Origin of the sequence: uncultured Eudoraea sp., from assembly GCF_947490415.1 — a bacterium.
In the GTDB taxonomy this organism is placed as follows: domain Bacteria; phylum Bacteroidota; class Bacteroidia; order Flavobacteriales; family Flavobacteriaceae; genus Eudoraea.
Genome location: NZ_CANLGX010000002.1, coordinates 212433 through 232890, shown reverse-complemented (window position 1 = coordinate 232890; position 20458 = coordinate 212433). Strand labels below are relative to the sequence as shown.

The following is a 20458-nucleotide window of genomic DNA, read 5'->3' as shown; positions in this document are numbered from 1 at the left end:
ATAAAAACTAAACATTACAATCTCCCTCGGTGGCTTTTGCCTACCGGGGGTTAATTATAAATATATTCCACTATGAATACTGAAAGCTGGCAGGTAAAAGTTACCCTTTTACTGGTAAGTAGCCTTACCATTATGTCTATGATTACCATATCTGCTTCATTGCCCGATATGACCAAGGCATTTTCAACTTTACCAAACGCTGAAAACCTTGTAAAGCTAACGCTTTCATTTCCCGCTCTTTTTATTGCCTTAACGGCAATAATCGCAGGAAAGTTCATTGATAAATTTGGAAGATTGCGACTTTTAAATACAGCACTTATACTCTATGCCATAGGCGGCAGTTCTGGTTACTGGCTGGATAATATTTACCTCATCCTTGCTGGAAGGGCTTTGTTAGGTATCTGTGTTGGAATTACAATGACAGTTGCTACAACACTCATTGCAGATTATTATCAGGGTAAATCCAGGCAAAAGTTTGCCGGGTTGCAAATCGCAGTAATGTCTCTGGGAGGTATATTATTCGTTACAATTGCAGGCGTTTTAGCAGATATATCATGGCGGGTTCCTTTTTTACTTTATTTATTTCCTCTGATAATCTTACCCATGACCAATTTATTTCTTAAAGAACCTAAGACTTTACATGTGGTAAAAAGTAAGGATACTTCTGTTAAATCACCAAAAGTAATTTGGTTAATCTTTATTAACGTCATGATTATGTGGATTCTGTTTTTTATAATCCCTGTACAGATACCATTTTATCTAAAATCAATTGGTATTGAAAAAAATACATTGATTGGTATTGCTATTGCCTCTAGTACTTTTTTCTCGGTACTTTCCTCGCTTTCTTTTTCCCGGATTAAGGACAGATTGAGCTATCAGCAGGTATTTGGAATAGGCTATTTATTTATGGCTCTTTCCTATGCAAGTATCGCCTATGGTGGTTCATATGCTATGGTCATGTTGGGAATGTTACTGGCCGGATTAGGAATGGGATTAATGATCCCAAATGCAAATGTCTGGGTGATGCAATTAGCCCCGGAACAAATAAGGGGTCAGGAAATTGGAAGGCTGACTACCTTCTGGTTTATGGGTCAGTTTTTGTCCCCAATCATTTTACTTCCGTTTTTAAATATAATCTCGCAATCTCAGTTATTTGTAATACTGACTTATATAATATTAAGCATAAGTATTGGTTTCTTCTTTTATGGTATTCTTAATAAAAAGGCAACCGGCGGGGCTTAAAGACTAAAAAATAATTCTCCAAAAGTAGCTGTCAGTATAGATTAAATGATGTTTTCCAAATATCCATTAACTTCGTGGTTGAGCAACTTATGCCGATGTGATACTAAAAAAACAGCAAAATCTGCCCAATAAAAAATCTAGCCCCTTTGTTGGGATACTCCTTTTTATAGTGTCCTTAATTTTACTTATTCTTACCGGCCCTCTCGGCTTTTTATACGGCATTCTATATTCCTTATTCACAAAAGGTTTTAGAGGGATAGGAGAATATCTATTAAAGATTGCGGTATCTATAGACCAATTGGGCAATGTATTGATGCAGTTTTTACTGAATTCTCTTTGGGTAAAAAGAGGAGGTTACAAATTTGGCAATAGGGATGAGACAATCTCCAGTGCCCTTGGCAGGAACAAAAGACTAGGTACACTAACCCGTTTTGGGATTGCAATTGATAAAATACTGGACATACTGGACCCAAACCATTCCCTTAACTCCATAGATTATTATATTGAGCCATCGCAGGAAATCCTGGATGTACTTGCATGGATTCATATTGCAGACAACCAAATCTTATGCACAAGAAGTTCAGATAAGGATGTCTATTATATCCCCGGGGGGAAAAGAGAGCCCGGAGAATCTGATACGCAAGCTCTTTCCAGAGAAATAAAGGAGGAACTACAGGTAACTTTAGACATTTCTTCATTGAAATTTATGGGGATTTTTGAGGCACGCGCTCATGGGGTTCAACCCGGCGTCATGGTCCGAATGAGGTGTTATACAGGCGGGTATACAGGCGAGTTGTGCCCCGATTCTGAAATTTCTGAAATGGTATGGCTCAGTTACAGCGACAGAAATATGGTGTCTGAAGTAGACAAACTTATTTTTGATTTTCTTAATAAGAAAGGATATCTAATATAAAAATCCAGTAAACCCCAAAAAGTTTTTTGTTACTTTTAGCTCCGATTTTACAAACCTATATATTAATTTAAAAACCACAAATGGTAGTATTGGGCATTGATATTGGTGGCTCCGGAATGAAAGGCGCACTGGTAAATTCACTAACAGGAGAAATGTTGACCGAACGTTTCAGAATTCCTACTCCTGAATCCAGAAAACCACAAGAAATGGCTGAAGTGGTTAAAAAAATTGTAGAACACTTTAATCATAAAGGACCCGTAGGATGTGGATTTCCAACAATTATCAGGCATGGGATATGCAAATCCAAAGGAAATTTACATAAATCCTGGGTAAATGTAAACGTAAGAGAGCTTTTCAGTAAGGCTACAGGACTTCCGGTAACGGTTATCAATGATGCAGATGCGGCTGGCTATGCCACCATGAATTATGGGATAGGTAAAGGCAAGAAAGGCCTTGTTGTAATGATTACCATTGGTACTGGTTTAGGAAGCGGTGCTTTTTTTAATGGTGAATTAATTCCCAACTTTGAACTTGGCCAAATACCTTATAAGAAATATAAAAAAATTGAAACCTGGGCAGCAGCATCTGCAAAGGAAAACGAAGGCCTGAGCTATAAACAATGGGGCAAGAGGTTTAATATATTTTTGAAATATGTGGAACTTCTAATTTCCCCCGACTATATTATTCTGGGAGGTGGGACTTCCAAAAATTTTGATGAATACAAAGATTATATCACCATTGAAACTCCTGTAATACCGGCGGAACTAAGAAACCAGGCCGGAATAGTCGGCGCAGCAGCCGCGGCGCTGCACGAGGCACCAAGAGATTAGGCCCGAATAATTACCAATAATTTAAGAAATCTTATTTCTTTTTCGGTCTACTTCTTTTAGAAAGACTTTACGAAGGCGTATATGTTTTGGTGTAACCTCCACATATTCATCTTTTTGAATATACTCAAGGGCTTCCTCCAAAGAAAATTTGATGGCCGGTACTATTTTTGCCTTGTCATCTGCTCCTGAAGAACGCACATTAGAAAGCTTCTTGGTTTTAGTAATATTTATTGTCATATCATCACCTCTGGTATTTTCACCAATAACCTGACCTTCATAAATATCCTCACCCGGATCTACAAAAAATCTTCCTCTTTCCTGTAATTTATCAATTGAATAAGGAATTGCCTTTCCATTTTCCATAGAAACCAATGAACCATTTTGCCTTTGTGGGACATCTCCTTTCATTGGCTGGTATTCCAGAAAACGATGGGCCATAATTGCCTCACCGGCTGTTGCAGTTAAAAGTTGATTTCGCAATCCGATAATACCACGTGAAGGGATAAGGAATTCACATACCATTCTGTCTCCTTTAGCTTCCATACTGGTCATTTCACCCTTTCGGATAGAGACCATTTCTACAGCTTTCCCGGATACTTCTTCTGGTAAATCTATGGTCAGCTGTTCTATCGGTTCACACTTTACTCCGTCAATGGTTCGGATAATAACCTGAGGCTGCCCTATCTGTAATTCATATCCCTCTCTTCGCATAGTTTCTATAAGCACAGATAAGTGCAAAACTCCCCTTCCAAAAACCATGAATTTTTCTGCGCTATCCGTCTCTTCCACACGTAGTGCCAGGTTCTTTTCCAGTTCTTTCTCTAACCTTTCCTTTATATGCCTTGAAGTAACAAATTTGCCGTCCTTGCCAAAAAACGGGCTATCGTTAATAGTGAATAACATACTCATAGTTGGTTCATCTATAGCAATAGTCTTAAGTCCTTCCGGGTTTTCAAGATCAGCGATGGTATCTCCAATATCAAAACCTTCAAGTCCTACTATAGCGCAAATATCGCCGGTGACTACTTCCTTCACTTTTATACGGCCCAGGCCTTCAAAAGTAAATAGTTCTTTTACCTTAGACTTTACAATACTGCCATCTCGTTTTACCAAAGAGATTTGCTGTCCTTCCTTTAAAGAACCCCGCTGTAAGCGTCCAATGGCGATTCTACCAGTAAATGAAGAGTAATCTAAAGACGTAATCAACATTTGTGTGGTACCCTCCTGAGGTTCAAAAGTTGGGATGTGCTCAACAACCATTTCCAATAAAGGCTCTATAGTTGTTGTTTCGTTCTGCCAGTCATCACTCATCCAGTTGTTTTTGGCTGAACCATAGACTGTTGGAAAGTCTAACTGCCATTCCTCCGCACCAAGTTCATACATCAGATCAAAGACCTTTTCATGCACTTCTTCCGGGGTACAATTTTCCTTATCTACTTTATTTATTACTACACAGGGTTTTAAACCCATGTCGATTGCTTTTTGTAATACAAATCGGGTTTGGGGCATTGGACCTTCAAAGGCATCTACTAATAGCAAAACCCCATCAGCCATATTTAATACACGTTCTACCTCACCACCAAAGTCGGCGTGGCCAGGAGTATCAATAATATTGATCTTGGTATCTTTATATAATACGGATACGTTCTTTGAAGTAATAGTAATACCTCTTTCACGCTCCAGGTCATTATTATCCAAAATAAGATCTCCGGTTTTCTCATTTTCCCGGAATAACTGGCAATAATGTAATATCTTATCTACCAGGGTTGTTTTACCGTGGTCAACGTGGGCAATTATGGCAATGTTTTTCGTATTAGACATCTTCTTGTTTTGAGGCTGCAAAGATACTCCTATTTTTTGCTTACTGTTATAAAGTTCTGTTATTTTTATTGTATTGATTTTGAGGGATTAGCGGTACCGCTAATAGCTTTAAAAAACAATTATCTTTGTAATCTAACTTTTGTATATGAAACTTGACTCCATACCCCAACTAAAATATGCCCATAGCAACAATTTTTTCCTGCTCGCCGGACCGTGTGCCATAGAAGGTGAGGAAATGGCATTGCGCATCGCAGAAAGAATTGTGGAAATCACAGATAAATTGGAGATTCCCTACATTTTTAAAGGGAGTTTTAAGAAAGCAAATCGCAGCCGGGTTGACTCTTTTACAGGTATTGGAGACGAGAAAGCGCTAAAAATATTGAAAAAAGTTTCTGAAACTTTTCACGTACCCACAGTTACCGACATACATGAAATAGCCGATGCTAAACTTGCCGCTGAATATGTGGACGTCCTTCAAATTCCTGCCTTCCTTGTACGTCAAACCGATTTGCTGGTAGCGGCAGCAAATACCGGAAAAACCGTTAACCTTAAAAAGGGACAATTCATGAGCCCGGAAAGCATGAAGCACGCTGTAAATAAAATAATTGACTCCAATAATGACCAGGTTATGATTACAGACCGAGGCACTATGTTTGGCTACCAGGACATGGTGGTCGATTTTAGAGGCATACCCGTCATGAAACAATACGCCCCGGTAGTATTAGATGTCACCCACTCTTTGCAGCAACCCAATCAGTCTTCAGGAGTTACCGGGGGGAGACCTGAATTAATAAGTACAATAGCTCGTGCCGGAATAGCCACAGGGGTTGATGGAATCTTTATCGAAACCCATTTTGATCCTTCCAATGCCAAAAGCGACGGGGCCAATATGTTGCATTTAGATCAACTGGAAAAACTTCTAACCAATTTAACGGCTCTTCGTAAAACAGTCAATAGTCTTCAGTGATTCGGATATATTACCTAAAAATCAGTACATTGGAATTGATTAATTCCTTTAAATACTTATGAAAAGAACCTGGTGTTTATCACTAATTTTGGGCAGCACTTTGATCATTTTTAATTCATGTAAGTCCGAAACCAAAGAAAAGAAGTCAGCAAAAAGGCCAAATATTGTCTTTATCATGTCTGATGATCACGCTTATCAGGCTATCAGCGCTTACAACGATAAATTAATTCAAACCCCTAACATTGACAGGATTGCCCATGAGGGCATGCTTTTTACCAATGCCAGTGTTACAAATTCTATTTGCGCGCCATCCAGAGCTGTAATCCTAACCGGAAAGCACAGCCATATTAATGGAAAAATTGATAACCTCTCCCCTTTTGACACTACCAATATCACTTTTCCTCAGCTTTTACAAAGCGCTGGCTACCAAACTGCTATGTTTGGAAAACTTCATTTTGGCAATAATCCTAAAGGTTTTGATGAATTCAAAATTCTACCTGGCCAGGGAGATTACTATAATCCTACATTCAACACCAAACAGGGAGATACCACAATTGTTGGCTATGTAACAGACATCATTACAGACCTAACCATAGACTGGTTAGAAAAGCGACGAGATACTGCACGACCTTTTCTTTTAATGCACCTTCACAAGGCCCCTCATAGATCCTGGCTTCCTGCGGAAAGGCATTACAAGGAATTTACCAAAAAGACTTTTCCTTTACCCGAAACGCTTTTTGATGACTATGCCACAAGAGGTGAAGCGGCCAGGAGTGCAGAAATGAATATCCTTAAACATATGGTTCTTAACTATGATAATAAAGTAACCCCCGAAATTATAGAAGAATTGGGCATTGAGGATAGAAAACTTTTTGATCCCCTGGAAAAAATGACGCCTGAACAAAAGTTAGCATGGGATTCAGTTTACTCACCGATAAATGAAGATTTTAGAAAACGATACCCTTCAATGAATGATTCTACCCTTATGGTTTGGAAATACCAGCGATACTTACAGGATTATCTTGGAACTATTGCTGCAGTGGACGAGAATGTGGGGAGGCTGCTGGATTATTTAGATAAGGAAGGACTTAGTGAAAATACCCTGGTTGTATATACTTCAGATCAGGGGTTTTATTTAGGAGAACACGGTTGGTTCGATAAACGATTTATGTATGAGGAGTCTTTTAAAACCCCATTATTAATTAAATGGCCACATGTTATAAATGAAGGAACTACAGAAGACGAAATGGTGCAGAATCTAGACTTTGCCCAGACATTTTTGCAAGTGGCGGGCGCTTTACCCCCCTCGGACATGCAAGGGGAAAGTCTAGTGCCCTTGCTCAAGGGCGAAAAAGAGAAATGGGAACGTGAAGCGGTATACTACCATTACTACGAATACCCTGCAGAACATGCCGTAAAAAGGCATTATGGTATTGCTACCAAAGACTATAAACTGATTCATTTTTACTACGATGTGGATGAATGGGAATTATACGATCGAAAGAATGACAGGCTTGAAGTGAATAATGTGTATCAAGACCCGAAATATTCCAATGTAGTCAGTAAAATGAAGCAAAAACTTAAGGAAGTCAGATTAAAGTACAAGGACAGTGATTCACTTAGTAATCAATATATTAATTTATACAAAGAGAAAGGTTGGATAGAAGAATAAGCTATTTGTTCCAAAACTTTTTATCCTTTACGCTATAGGCATCTGTTAATACTTCTACCAATATTGTATGATCAATTTCTTCGAGGGAAATATACCTGAGTGACCGCATTATTTTGCGGCCAGCTATTGTCATGTGTTCTAAATGAATCGTAAGATGAGCGGCATTCCAAAATCCGAGGTCTACGTAGTTTTTGCTTTGGTTCAAATAGCAATAAGGCTTTCCTTCGAGGTAGTAAAAAGGAATGCTGTATTTAAACTTCAAATCCACTTCAGGTACTGTATGTTCAATAACAGATTGTAAATGTAAAAGAATACTTCTATATGGTTCTGGCTGACTTAGTATGTAATTTTCCGCAGGATTCATATCTTTAAGGAAAAAGTTGAAATGTCTAAGGTATTATTTTCTCTTTTATTCCTGGTTTCTTCCCTTGCCTTTTCCAATGAGTATGCAAGGGTGGATCAGAAAGTAAGAGCTTACCCAAATTTTAAAAAAATCCATGACCTGGGATACAGAATTCAAAACGATTTTAGTACTGACGAAGAGAGGGTACGTGCTGCTTTTGTTTGGCTTACCCAAAATATGGTATACGAAAAAACATATGATGACATATTTAAGACCGGGCAAATAATCTCTTACCAATCCGAATATGGGAAACAAAACCAGATAAGGAGAGTGGTTTTAGGCTGGAGCGAAAAGGCATTCAGAGCCCGCAAAGGAGTCTGTTTGGAGTATTCGCTGATTCTTAATGAGCTCTGCCAGCAATTTGGCCTGCCGTCTAAAGTAATTGTCGGTGTTGCCAAGACGGATATCCGATTTATAAAAGGAGATCAGACGTTTAAAAATCATACCTGGAATGCAGTACAATTAAATGGTGTTTGGAAACTAATGGATCCCACCTGGGCTTCAGGTCATTTAGATTTGATAAGCAATAAATTTATACGGAAACAATTGGACCACTATTTTTTTACAAAACCTGACGAATTTGTCAAGCATCATTTCCCAACTAATGAAGAATGGCAGTTATTGGATAATCCTGTGGATATGGAACACTTTTTTAGCGCACCCATCTACTTAACTGATTTTTTTGGAAAGGGTATTGAGTTATCGCCCAAGACAAAAGGAATACTTAGCATTTCATCTGAAGATGCCAACTATATCTATTTTGATCAATTGCCCCGCGATCATGGAATGTATTATTGGGTGCATGGCAGGCCAGAAATTCGGAGAATGGGATTTAAAAAAGGGAAGGACAAATCCTTTATTTCAAAAATCCGGCTAAACAAAAATTTACATAAAAATCATAATTCGCTAACTGTATTTATGGATGACAAGCCCATTTTAAATTTTAAAATTGTAGAAGAACTCAATAACTAAAGAAGATCATTATAACAAACACCGGATGAAAAGAATACTCTTAATACTTGCAATTTTTTCCACCTTACAAACAATAAATTCTCAATCTCATTCCCATAGCGGTAAATTGGCTTTGACCTATCCCAATATTGAGGGATACCTTACACTTAAAACCGACTTGCACCAACACACGGTTTTTTCAGATGGTAATGTTTGGCCCACTATCCGGGTACAGGAAGCTCTTAGGGAAAATTTAGATGCCATTTCACTAACCGAGCATTTGGAATACCAGCCACATAAAGACGATATTCCTCATCCGGACCGTAACAGATCTTACCATTTGGCCCTGGAAGAAGCGAAGGAACATGGTCTTCTTATTGTTCATGGTTCAGAAATTACCCGTTCCGAACCTGTAGGACACAGTAATGCCGTTTTTATTTCAGATGCGAATAAACTAATGGCAGACGATCCTGCTATTCCTTTTCAGGAAGCCAAAAAACAAAATGCCTTTGTGTTCTGGAACCATCCGGCCTGGTATGCTCAAAGTCCCAGCGGAAATCCTGTTTTAAGTGATTTCCAGGAAGAACGAATTAAAAATGGAGAGTTACATGGTATTGAAGTCATTAATTCTTTGGATTATGCCCAGGAATCTTTGGCTCTGGCATTAAAGTACAACCTGACCATAATGGGCACAAGCGATATTCATGGATTAATTGATTGGGATTACATTGAAAAAGGTATGCACAGGCCTATAACTTTGGTCTTTGCCAAAAACAAAAGCCTTGAAAGCATGCGGGAAGCTTTGTTTGCAGGACGAACCGTGGCCGTTTATAACTCGTTATTAGTTGGTAAAGCTGAATTTCTTATCCCATTAATAAAAGCAAGTATAAAAATTAATGAAGTCACCTATATTCCCGAAACTCAGGTGTTGAAGGTTGAACTTGAAAACATTTCAAGTAGCGACCTGATGTTTGAAAATCAAATGGCCTACACACTTTACAGCAAACCGCCTGTTTTTGAGATCCCTGCAGGAGAAGTGGTTACACTTCAGATCAAAACCCTGGAAAAAAAGGAGTCAATTATGCTAGCTCTTAAAGCATTAGGCGCCTATACCGCGCCGAAAGAGCAGCCCGTGATTAACTGGGAAATCAAGGTAGAGTAGGAACTATTCCTTCCCGTCAACATAATCCTGTAAATAGCTATAACGTGGGGTAAGTTTCCCGTCTTTAGTCATTAAAGCCCTTTCTAAAATCCCGTCTGCATCCCCATTAAAAAAGGCGGGGATGACGCTGTCAACAAAAGCCTGTCCAAATCCCTCACTGGAATCTCTGGGCAATTCTGCAGGAAGGTTATCAACTGCCATTACGGCTATGGCGTGAGGTAGCCTATAATCTACTTCACTTTCGGTCTGCGGGTCATAGCCATATATAGGATCTGCTATGGTAGAAGACCTTATGGTGGAAGCCACAGGCCCATTCACATCACAGCTGATATCAGCTACTACTTTAATCTTAAATTGAGGTTGTTTTGCATCCTCCTTTGTAAACAGGTACGGAGCTCCATTTCCGTAAAAGTGTCCGGCCATATAAAGATCTGTTACAGGAGCAAAGCGCATAAAGTTAGATTCATATTCCGAAGGGTTTTTAAAAAAGTCCGTTTCATCTTTCACCAACCCATCTTTTCTAAGATTGTAATCCAGCACATCAATCTGGCAAAAGACCGGAACCTCAAAAGACTCTTCCAAATATTCCTTTACTGTTGTTTCCTTAAGGCCCATACCTACCAACATTTCCCGGGCTCCGTTTCCTACCCTACCCTTTCCGGTAAGAAGAATTTTTATTTGTGGTAATTGCAATTTTTTGAGTTCTGCAATCAATGCCTGCTGGTCTGCAATATCCTCTGCTTTCGGTAACTGAAATAAATTGGTCTTTAAACCATAAGCACGAAATCCGTTATAGGCACCCACAATTCCGGCATACCTTCCAAACGCGACAAGACGAACTCCATTCGTATTGGTAATTACCTCATGATCATAAAGTTCTATATTATTCTCAAGTACAGCTCGCAATAATTTCCGGTTATAGGGCTGTTTTTTAATAGTATGGGAAAAGAAAAAGTATTTTTTATTTGGAATTAAGGCTTCTACAGGTACTTCCTTTACACCCAGTAATATGTCACAGCCTGCTACGGTAGAGGCTACCGCAATGCCCGCTTTTTGGTACTCCTCATCGGTAAAAACACGAACCGGGGAAGATTCTACAGTAATCTGAGCCTGTTCATGATTCTCAACGACTTTTTGGCAGGCCCGCGGTGATAGCACTACCCTCCTGTCTGGTGGGTTTTTGCGCTCTCTGATGATTCCGAAATGCATAGTTACAATTTGGTATAAATTTTGCGTTAAAGTACATGGATTTGCAATGTTAGGCAAATTCCTTAATCATGAATATGAATAAGGAGTTGTATTTTTGCTAACTTCGCAAACCTTTTTAAGGCATACGTTCTTTATAATATGGGGCCGACTGGTTTTGACAGCGAGACCAATGGCGATGTAAGCATGTCGAGCGCTGGGATATAGCTCGTAAATCTCATATTTCAAACTTTTAGTTGGCGATAATAATTACGCTCTTGCCGCTTAATCCGAATTATAGTAGGATTTAGCCTCGTCTCTACCAGGTAGAGAAGCGAGATGTCCCAGGATAGCCCTTGTTGACGGCGATTCATTTAGGGGCACCATAAAAGTCAACACAAGGGTACTATTGCTTTGTTAGTATCACCAAAATCTTAAGAAGCTAAGTGTGTAATAGGCGGTTTTTGGTCAGCTACACATCGAAAATCGAACAAAAACTAAGCATGTAGAAAGCATTGTAATTGCTTGTTTGGACGGGAGTTCGATTCTCCCCGGCTCCACCTTCGCCCTCCGAAACTTTTGCATAGCGAAAGTGTAGGAGGGCTTTTTAATTTTTAGCACTTATTAAATCTTCTAAAAGTTTTTCCCTAGAGGGCTTCGGTGGATGCCGATCCAATTTTTATTGCACTTATTTATTCACCGAAACTTTTGCATAGCGAAAGTGTAGGAGGGCTTTTTAATTTTTAGTACTTATTAAATCTTCTAAAAGTTTTTCCCTAGAGGGCTTCGGTGGATGCCGATCCAATTTTGGTTTTTATTCTCTGTAGCCTTTTGCAAAAGAGGATGCAGGGTTTTTACAGTGTCAGATGTTAATTTTTGCATCTTTTATAAATCTTTATGGAACTTCCATACGCTGTTTATATCCTTAAGTGTTCTAACGGACAATACTATACCGGTTTTACACGAAATATAAAAAGACGACTTAAAGAACATAGGAATGGAGAAGTCCGTTTCACCAAAAATAAACTACCATTTGAAGTAGTCCATGTATCCCTATTTTCTAATAAACAAAAAGCCTACGACTTTGAACGCTATTTGAAGTCCGGTTCTGGAATTGCTTTTAGAAATAAAAGGTTTGTATAATACCAATATAAACTTGCTCCATAGCTTCGGCGAAGGAGCAAAGTCAGGTTCCGGGATTGCATTTAGTAACAAAAGGAGAGTATAATATTGTATTTATCTATTCCGCCAATTTAACAGCGCTTTCAATCCAGCTCTCTAATCATAATATTTCTAAAGGAGACCTCGCCCGGATGATCCTGAAAACAAATATGACCTTTTGAGAATTTTCCAAAATCATACCACCGTGCATCGCCCAAATATGCTGAATCTTCCGACTCAGACTTACTAAACTTGCTATTTTGAAGCATGGCATCCCATTCGGGTCCCTGAAGTGGAAATGTATTAATTAGAACGTCATTGAGGATAACCTCGCCGCGATTGGCTTTATAATCTATTTTGATGTGATAGGAGTTCCATTCACTGGCAGGTTTGGCCGCATTTAATTCAGTAGGAGGAGACAGATCATATAATGCCCCAACAAAATGCTTGTGGGCTTCCAAATCTTCTGCGGCATTATTTATTTCCATTTCTCCACCCAGAGCAATTTTGGGATCGTCATAAATTGCAGGGTCTAAAATTTGAATTTCCGGACCTGTTTGATAGGGATAATTATATTTTTCATCTTCGTTTACCCCCCACATAAAACCGCTATTGCCCCCCGGTATAATTTTCCAATCAAATTTTATTTCAAAATTTCCGTATTCTTTGTCAGATAGAAGGCTAGCATCTCCTTCTCCCGATTCCATATCTGAAATCCCGTTAAAAATCAGGGTATTATTTTCTACAATCCATCCTTTTGTTGATTCTGCATTCTGAAAAGTGTGCCAGCCTTCCAGGGAATTATCTACAATCAAAGATTTCCATTCGGAATTCTCACTTTTACAATTTGTTAGAAGAAGAACCATTAAAAGGGGTAAAACTGCTTTTCCCATATTATATATTTTCCGGTCAACTGAAAGCCAACTGAGTTAGGATAAAGTTAGGTTAAACATTTGATTACTTGCAAGATGAGAATGAAAATTTAACGGTTTTAAATTAGAAATTCGTATGCCCCGGACTTCTTTGTGAGGCCTATGCAAGAAATCTCTTCAGATCAATCCATTTAACCTTGTTTTATATGCCTATCTATTAAAAGAAAACGAATTTTATAAATACCTTTATGAAAAATAATCCAGGTTAGTTTGCTATTAAAAAATAGATTAAATTATATGCATATTGGAGTGGAAACCGGGCATTAAAGAAATTATATGAAAGCACTTTTTTATACTAGAGAATTTCCTCCCTACGTCTACGGGGGAGCAGGGGTCCATGTGGAGTATTTGGCCGCCGAATTAGCCAAACTTATGGAGCTGGAAGTGCGATGTTTTGGGGATCAGGATGAAAAAACCGATAATCTATCGGTCAAAGGATATCCATATGACAATCCTGTTTTTAATAATTCCAATGATAAACTTAAAGCAGTATTAAAAACATTAAGCACCTGTGTTCATATGAATGCTGATGACATAGATGCCGATATAGTACATTGCCATACCTGGTATTCGCACTTTGCCGGCATTACTGCTAAACTACTTTATGGCATTCCATTGGTGGTAACCACACATTCATTGGAGCCATTAAGACCCTGGAAAAGAGAACAATTGGGAAGGGGTTATGATGCATCCTTATGGATTGAAAAAACAGCAATAGAAATGGCAGATGCCGTTATTGCCGTATCGAATGAAACAAGAGATGATGTCCTGAAATATTTTAATGTTGATAAGGAAAAAATTAAGGTAATATATAACGGAATAAATCTTGAGGAGTATATAGTTACCAAAGAAACTGCTGCCTTAGATAAATACAATATCGATAAGTCCAAACCCTATGTGCTTTTCGTGGGCAGAATCACAAAGCAGAAAGGGATCATACATTTGGTGAATGCCATAAAATATATTGACCCGGATACTCAGATAGTTTTATGTGCTGGGGCCCCGGATACTCCTGAAATTGCCAAAGAAATGGAAGACAGCGTTAATGAAGTAAAAAAATTAAGGGATAATGTTATCTGGATAGCTGAAATGCTCGATAAAAAATCCGTGATACAACTTTATTCACATGCAGATGTTTTTTGTTGTCCTTCAATCTACGAACCTTTCGGAATAATCAATATTGAAGCTATGGCATGTAAAACAGCAGTTGTTGCCAGTGCCGTAGGAGGAATAAAAGAAGTGGTGGTGGACGGTGAAACGGGTATCCTGGTGCCCTTGGAACAACAAAATGTTGCACCTTTTGAACCGGTAGATCCGGATAAATTTGCCCGGAATCTTGCAAATGGCATAAATATCGTAATAAACAATAAAGAATTACAGGAGTCTATGGCCAATAAGGGCAGAAAAAGAGTGGAAGAAACTTTCGACTGGTCGGCTATAGCCAAACAAATTGAAACCTTATACAAATCTTTAAAGCATTAAAACATGTTCAGTAATTCCGTATTAGCTATCATATTAGGTGGAGGCCAGGGGTCACGCCTGTTTCCATTGACCGAAAAGAGGTCAAAACCGGCAGTACCTATCGCAGGAAAATATCGATTGGTAGATATTCCAATTTCCAATTGCATCAATTCAGAAATTAAGAGAATGTATGTATTAACACAGTTTAATTCTGCATCCTTAAACAGGCATATTAAGAACACGTATCATTTTAGTTTCTTCAGTAAAGCTTTTGTGGATGTTCTGGCCGCCGAACTAACGATGACCAGCGGGGATTGGTTTCAGGGCACGGCTGATGCCGTAAGACAAAGCATGCATCATTTTTTGCAGCACGAATTTGAATACGCTTTAATCCTGTCCGGGGATCAGTTATATCAAATGGATTTTAATGTAATGATCGATAGACATATCGAGAGTAATGCCCAAATAACCATAGGAACTATTCCTGTTCATGCCAATGATGCGCCTTCTTTTGGAATATTAAAAAATGATAATGAAGATAATATCACCTCCTTTATTGAAAAACCATCATCTGATTTGTTGCCGGATTGGCAATCAGAAGTGAGTGAAGAAATGAAGCAGGAAGAGCGTTACTATTTGGCATCCATGGGTATTTATATATTTAACAGGGACCTTTTGATAGAACTTATGAATAATCCTGATACCATGGATTTTGGAAAAGAGATCATCCCGCAATCCATTGGAAAACATAAGGTCATCAGTTATCAATTCGAAGGCTACTGGACGGATATTGGAAATATCGATTCTTTCTTTGAAGCCAATCTGGGATTAACAGACAACATTCCAAAGTTTAACCTCTATGACACACAACGGGTTATTCATACCAGGGCCAGAGTGTTGCCAACTTCCAAGATTACAGGCACCCAGATGGACAAAACGGTAATTGCCGACGGATGCATAATCCATGCCACCAAAATAGAGCGTTCAGTAATTGGAATACGCTCCAGAATAGGTGCAGACTCTACTGTTATCAATGCATATATGATGGGTTGCGATTACTATGAATCTTTAGACGAAATAGAAAACAAAAATATTAAAGTGCTCATGGGAATCGGGGAACGATGCTTTATTAAAAATGCCATCATTGATAAAAATTGCCGTATAGGTGATGATGTAACCATTGACGGAGGTCCTCATCTGGAAGACATTGCAACCGATACCTATGTCATTAAGGATGGTATTGTGGTATTAAAAAAAGAAGCGGTAATTCCCTCAGGATTTAAGTTATAAGCTGAAATAAGCTTTAGGTATCCGATGGTATGGCAAAATAAAAGCTGAAACATGGCCGCCTTTTAATTCTAAAGAGAGGTTAATGCCCGACTCATTTCTGCCCCAAGCTCAAGAAGTTCGCTAATCTCTTCTTTTGTAAAATCATAGGCAACTGGCTTTGCAATACCGAATGTCCCATACAAAACCCCATTTAATAGCATAGGTACTGCAATTGAACCCTCAACTTTTGTTTCCCTGGCTGCCGGACGGGCAACTCCGGAATCATCTGTTTGCAGGTTACATATTTCCACGGGCTCCCGGCGCTCAGCTGCAATCCCGGCCATGCCCTTTCCTATGGGTATCTCAGCAATTTTAGGTAATAAAAAAGTAGGGATTCCTTGTTGAGCCTGCAACTTTAAGATTGAATTAGTCTCATCCAGAAAATGAATTGTCCCGGTTGTGCAATCGAAACAGGAAATAATAGTTGAAAGTACCTGTTGCCAGTTTATTGGTTGTTGCTTTAGAGAGCCAGATATATCAGCTCGTTTTGATTTATCAATTTTATCCATCACCCTTATCTTCTAATTGATCAATTTAAGATTATAATTTTACTTCCTATAGTACAGTACCATTTTCATACACGCAGAAATATCTTTTTTTTATAAAGCACATATAAAAATGCCCATTGTACCGCGATATAACAAAAAACCATAACCACAGCATTATAAGGATCCCCAACAAGCTGACCCAGCCATATGAAAAGAGCTGAAGTCGTATAGGGCCAATCTATAAATGACCCTGCCATATAGATCAAAATAGAGTTCATTCCGATTACTTTAAAGAAAAATGCCCATTTTTTATGCCCCAGGATATCTATGATGTAATAAAAGACAGCCATCAATAGCATGCTTATACCCCCACATTGCAAGGTGAATGAACTAGTCCATAAATTTTTATTGATTGGTAAAACCAAATTCCACAATTGTGCTACGATAATCAGAATAATACCTATAACTACCAACCGAACAGCCGTTTCTTTTTGCTTCTCCACAGCTGTTTTTTTTAATAAATTTCCCGCAAAAATACCCAGCAGACAGGTTGGGATGGCAGGAATTGTGGATACAAAACCTTCAGGGTCATGTATACCCAAATATAATTTACCAGGCATAATCAGGGTGTCCAGATAGGAGACAAAATTACCTTCCATAGTAAGATCTCCGATAGGATAACCGGGAGCAGAATTGAACATTAAAAGGAACCAGTAGCCCAGAAGCAATGCGCTGAACCAAATGATTTGGCCGCGCTGTTTGGTATACAGGTATATGATGTTGGCAAACATATAAGCCAGTCCAATACGCCCCAAAACACTTCCAAAGCGAATTTCTTCCAAGGGGCGAATTTCAAGGCCATTATTATAAATGACCCCGAGGAGAACCAGAATCAGGCCTCTTTTAATGACACGGTATAAGAGGGATTTCCTGCTTACCCCTTTTTCTAATTGTTTCCCTACAGAATATGGAGTGGCAACTCCGGCTAGAAAAAGGAACAAAGGAAAGATCAAATCGTAAAAAGCAAAACCGTGCCATGCCGGGTGATTAAACTGAACAGATAGCGTATTCCAAAATGGCGATTCCGTAATTTCTGCCATTTTATGAAATATTTCTTCTGCACCAATGATCCAGAACATGTCAAATCCCCGAAGTGCATCTAATGAATAAAGGCGCTGGCTGGTAATGGTTAATTTCATAACTCAAATTGGTTGGTCCTGGGATAAAGATAATAGAATATCTAATTCCTTCGGCCTTTAATTATTTAACATAATTGGATTTATTGTATATTTAAATCGTTGATTAATTAAAAAAAATCCAATAAGGAATGTCAGAAAAAGAAAATTTAATCCCGAAACAAGACCCTAATAATTATTGGGAGCAATTGGAACGATTAGAAAAACTAATCCGGGCATCAGAGTTGAAAGCAGGTGTTATATTTTCTTTTCATGGGTTAATTTTGGGGGTGTTTTTTGACAGATTAGAACAGCTTAGCCCTCTTTTCCAAGGAGGTGCCGTATTTATTATCTTGGCTTGTTTCTGGATGATCAGCTCATTGATTTCTATATACTTTTGTTTTAAGTGTTTTAAACCTCAGATTACTAAGAAATATGAAAAAAATGTGCTTTTCTTCAGAGATGCGGTATACTCCTTCGGAAGTATAGAGAAATACACCAAAAATCTAATTGAAATATTTGGTGAAGAAGAGGAATTTTACACCCAATTAGGTCAGCAAATTTATATAGAAAGCATGATTATTGATAAGAAATTCCAACATGTAGAAAATGCCATCAAATACTTTGCGCTGAGCTTTATCTTTATAATAATCATTGTTATTGTATGGTTTATCCATTTGTATTTGTAGTTAAAACTTAGAATGACAGAATCTAAACTATTTCATCATTCGCTTATTTAAGCGCTTATATCGATATTCTTCGAGCTAAAAATTCAAAAAAAAAGTATATTAGGCCTATGAAAAAATACGTACTAACACTTGCTTTTTTAGCACTTCCCCTTTTTGGCCAAAGCCAGGATGCCCGGGAGATAGATTCGGCAGCGGTTTATATCCTGGATAGGATGGCAGATATTATCGGTGAACTTGAGGCAGTGAGTTTTACTATAGAAACTGCTACAGACCGGTTGGATGATAAACAAAAAATAGAAACCCATTACAGTACAAGCCATGTTAGTATGGCAGGTCCCGATAAAATGGTTTACCAAAGATCCGGAAATAAAGGAAAGCATGGTTTTTGGTACAATGGGGCATTTGCTTCGATGTACTCTTATAAAGAAAACAACTATGTTACTCTTGAGGCTCCCGGAAATATAATTGCAATGATAGACAGCTTACACAGCAGGTTTGATTTTCAGTTTCCTGCAGCCGATTTTTTCTATCCTTCTTTTACCGATGATATTTTGGCAGATTTCAATACACTGGAGTATTTAGGAAAAACGGTAGTAGACGGCGAAGACTGTTTTTACATTAGAGCCACCAATGAAACCATGCATTTTCAGGTATGGATTTCAAGCAGCAAGTGGAATTTACCAAAACGCTTTATAATAATTCAAAAGGGGAATCAAAATTTACGTTTCGAATCTGTATTTAAAGATTGGGACATTAACCCAAAGCTCCCCAATACTGTATTTGAATTCTTACCACCTCCCAATGCGAGGCTTATTGACATAATGGAAAAATCATAAGCCAGTTACATTAAAAAAATAAATTATGTTCGAAGACAAAACAATAGTAAATAAGAGTTTCGGAATACTGATAATATTACTTTTCCTCATAGCACCTATGGAAGCAATAAATGCTCAAAGAATGGGTCATGGAGCATCCAGAGGCGGCGGCAGAAGTATGTCCCGCCCAAGCACTCAGCGCTCAGCACCCTCCAGATCCACCGCGCCGCGTCAAAGCACTCAACGCTCATCTACAACCAGACCTTCCACATCAAACGCACCTTCCCGGTCTATTAATGGAGGGCATACGAGATCTAATGATCGCAGTTATAGCAGAACGCCAAGTACCCGGCAAAGGGATGTTGCTCCAAGGCAAAAGACATCTGACAGGTCTAATGCAGGCAACGCAACCCGTCCTAATGCTGGTAATGCCAACAGACCGAATACTGCGAATGAAAGAAAAAGAACTTCAGAGATTAAAAACAATAGTGGAAACAGAAACAGAAATATTAATATAGATAATAGCAGAAATGTAAATATTAACAGGGGGAATACCTATGTACGAGCCGGTGGACGTGCATATGTCAGACCTCCCTACAGATATGGCGGTTTTGGCTATTATTGCCACAGGCCTTATTATTATCATCCTTATCGTCCGTTTTACTGGGGGCCAGTTTGGCATCCCTGGGGCTTTTTTGTGGCCTCTATCGCTACTACAGCTATCATTGTAAGCATTCAGAGTCAGCAATACTATTATGATACAGGCGTATACTATGTTTCATCAAGTGGAGGCTATACGGTGGTGCAGGCGCCTATTGGGGCAACAGTCGCGACTATTCCAAAAGAAGCCGAAGTGGTTCAGGTAAATGAAACCACCAATAATTATTACTATGGGGGTGCCTATTACGAAAAATCAGAAGAGGGTTATACGGTGGTCCCTGCCACGGCAGGCACTATTGTCCCACATTTGCCGGAAGGTGGTGAAGAAGTGAAAATTGGAGATCAGACCTATGTACAGTTTGGAGAAACTTATTACCAGCCTATACAACTGGATGGGGAAGATATGTATGAGATTGTAGATGTAAAAAAGGAGGAATAAAATCCTCATTTTTAATTTCAAGTTTTAAAAGTTGATTCTTTATTCCCTTTATATTAATTGTTAAGAGTCCAATTAACTAAATTAGTCTTAGTTTTAGGAGTGGAAAGCAGCACGAAGTATTGATCTGTAATAGCCTTAGCTAATTCTGCCTAGATTATTTTTT

Annotated in this window: 19 protein-coding genes and 1 other RNA gene; 14 read left to right on the top strand and 6 right to left on the bottom strand. The window is 38.6% G+C overall.

The window, feature by feature from the left end; translation table 11 throughout:
• Window positions 1-72: 72 nt before the first annotated feature.
• The 3 genes from Q0874_RS06000 to ppgK all read left to right on the top strand — a co-directional run bounded on the left by Q0874_RS06000 (window position 73) and on the right by ppgK (window position 2985).
• Complete coding sequence (locus Q0874_RS06000) at window positions 73-1242, top strand: MFS transporter (protein WP_299160641.1); 1170 nt, start codon at window positions 73-75, stop codon at window positions 1240-1242.
• Between the two features lie 97 nt (window positions 1243-1339).
• Window positions 1340-2155: an NUDIX domain-containing protein gene (locus Q0874_RS05995; protein WP_299160639.1), complete on the top strand. Its 816-nt coding sequence runs from the start codon at window positions 1340-1342 to the stop codon at window positions 2153-2155.
• An 80-nt stretch (window positions 2156-2235) separates the two neighbouring features.
• A complete protein-coding gene (gene ppgK, locus Q0874_RS05990; protein ID WP_299160636.1) occupies window positions 2236-2985 on the top strand; it encodes a polyphosphate--glucose phosphotransferase in 750 nt (249 codons plus the stop codon).
• Between the two features lie 21 nt (window positions 2986-3006).
• Here the strand turns inward: ppgK and typA are convergent, their stop codons facing one another.
• Complete coding sequence (typA, locus tag Q0874_RS05985) at window positions 3007-4806, bottom strand: translational GTPase TypA (RefSeq protein WP_299160633.1); 1800 nt, start codon at window positions 4804-4806, stop codon at window positions 3007-3009.
• A gap of 145 nt (window positions 4807-4951) precedes the next feature.
• Between typA and kdsA the strand changes: the two genes are divergently transcribed.
• Window positions 4952-5773 (top strand): 3-deoxy-8-phosphooctulonate synthase, encoded by an 822-nt coding sequence (gene kdsA / locus Q0874_RS05980; RefSeq protein ID WP_299160630.1) that lies wholly within the window; start codon window positions 4952-4954, stop codon window positions 5771-5773.
• A 58-nt stretch (window positions 5774-5831) separates the two neighbouring features.
• The gene (locus Q0874_RS05975) at window positions 5832-7445 is read left to right on the top strand and encodes a sulfatase (protein ID WP_299160627.1); all 1614 of its coding nucleotides are present in this window, start codon (window positions 5832-5834) and stop codon (window positions 7443-7445) included.
• A 1-nt stretch (window position 7446) separates the two neighbouring features.
• Here the strand turns inward: Q0874_RS05975 and Q0874_RS05970 are convergent, their stop codons facing one another.
• The gene (locus Q0874_RS05970; RefSeq protein WP_299160625.1) at window positions 7447-7809 is read right to left on the bottom strand and encodes a DUF1801 domain-containing protein; all 363 of its coding nucleotides are present in this window, start codon (window positions 7807-7809) and stop codon (window positions 7447-7449) included.
• 21 nt (window positions 7810-7830) lie between these two features.
• On the opposite strand from Q0874_RS05970, the gene Q0874_RS05965 reads away from it, so the two are divergent.
• Together Q0874_RS05965 and Q0874_RS05960 are read left to right on the top strand one after the other, a co-directional pair.
• Complete coding sequence (locus Q0874_RS05965) at window positions 7831-8820, top strand: transglutaminase domain-containing protein (protein ID WP_299160622.1); 990 nt, start codon at window positions 7831-7833, stop codon at window positions 8818-8820.
• Window positions 8821-8845: 25 nt separating this feature from the next.
• The gene (locus Q0874_RS05960) at window positions 8846-9961 is read left to right on the top strand and encodes an Sb-PDE family phosphodiesterase (protein ID WP_299160618.1); all 1116 of its coding nucleotides are present in this window, start codon (window positions 8846-8848) and stop codon (window positions 9959-9961) included.
• A gap of 3 nt (window positions 9962-9964) precedes the next feature.
• Here the strand turns inward: Q0874_RS05960 and Q0874_RS05955 are convergent, their stop codons facing one another.
• Window positions 9965-11170 (bottom strand): NAD(P)-dependent oxidoreductase, encoded by a 1206-nt coding sequence (locus tag Q0874_RS05955; protein WP_299160616.1) that lies wholly within the window; start codon window positions 11168-11170, stop codon window positions 9965-9967.
• A 140-nt stretch (window positions 11171-11310) separates the two neighbouring features.
• Here Q0874_RS05955 and ssrA point away from each other — a divergent pair.
• Window positions 11311-11709, top strand: a transfer-messenger RNA (tmRNA) gene (gene ssrA, locus Q0874_RS05950).
• Between the two features lie 334 nt (window positions 11710-12043).
• Window positions 12044-12289: a GIY-YIG nuclease family protein gene (locus Q0874_RS05945; RefSeq protein ID WP_299160614.1), complete on the top strand. Its 246-nt coding sequence runs from the start codon at window positions 12044-12046 to the stop codon at window positions 12287-12289.
• A gap of 122 nt (window positions 12290-12411) precedes the next feature.
• On the opposite strand, the gene Q0874_RS05940 is transcribed toward Q0874_RS05945, so the two are convergent.
• Window positions 12412-13200 (bottom strand): DUF1080 domain-containing protein, encoded by a 789-nt coding sequence (locus tag Q0874_RS05940; protein WP_299160612.1) that lies wholly within the window; start codon window positions 13198-13200, stop codon window positions 12412-12414.
• A 315-nt stretch (window positions 13201-13515) separates the two neighbouring features.
• Between Q0874_RS05940 and glgA the strand changes: the two genes are divergently transcribed.
• Entirely contained in the window at window positions 13516-14721 is a 1206-nt protein-coding gene (gene glgA / locus Q0874_RS05935; RefSeq protein ID WP_299160610.1) for a glycogen synthase, read from the top strand.
• Between the two features lie 3 nt (window positions 14722-14724).
• Window positions 14725-15990: a glucose-1-phosphate adenylyltransferase gene (locus Q0874_RS05930; protein WP_299160608.1), complete on the top strand. Its 1266-nt coding sequence runs from the start codon at window positions 14725-14727 to the stop codon at window positions 15988-15990.
• 68 nt (window positions 15991-16058) lie between these two features.
• Here the strand turns inward: Q0874_RS05930 and Q0874_RS05925 are convergent, their stop codons facing one another.
• Together Q0874_RS05925 and Q0874_RS05920 are read right to left on the bottom strand one after the other, a co-directional pair.
• Window positions 16059-16538, bottom strand: coding sequence for a GAF domain-containing protein (locus Q0874_RS05925; RefSeq protein ID WP_299160606.1), 480 nt, complete (start codon window positions 16536-16538; stop codon window positions 16059-16061).
• Between the two features lie 65 nt (window positions 16539-16603).
• Complete coding sequence (locus Q0874_RS05920) at window positions 16604-17716, bottom strand: DUF5009 domain-containing protein (protein WP_299160604.1); 1113 nt, start codon at window positions 17714-17716, stop codon at window positions 16604-16606.
• 128 nt (window positions 17717-17844) lie between these two features.
• On the opposite strand from Q0874_RS05920, the gene Q0874_RS05915 reads away from it, so the two are divergent.
• The 3 genes from Q0874_RS05915 (at window position 17845) to Q0874_RS05905 (ending at window position 20295) form a co-directional block, all read left to right on the top strand.
• Window positions 17845-18381 (top strand): Pycsar system effector family protein, encoded by a 537-nt coding sequence (locus tag Q0874_RS05915; RefSeq protein ID WP_299160602.1) that lies wholly within the window; start codon window positions 17845-17847, stop codon window positions 18379-18381.
• A 107-nt stretch (window positions 18382-18488) separates the two neighbouring features.
• Window positions 18489-19217, top strand: coding sequence for a DUF2092 domain-containing protein (locus Q0874_RS05910; RefSeq protein ID WP_299160600.1), 729 nt, complete (start codon window positions 18489-18491; stop codon window positions 19215-19217).
• A 25-nt stretch (window positions 19218-19242) separates the two neighbouring features.
• Window positions 19243-20295: a DUF6515 family protein gene (locus Q0874_RS05905; RefSeq protein WP_299160597.1), complete on the top strand. Its 1053-nt coding sequence runs from the start codon at window positions 19243-19245 to the stop codon at window positions 20293-20295.
• The last annotated feature ends 163 nt before the right edge of the window (window positions 20296-20458 follow it).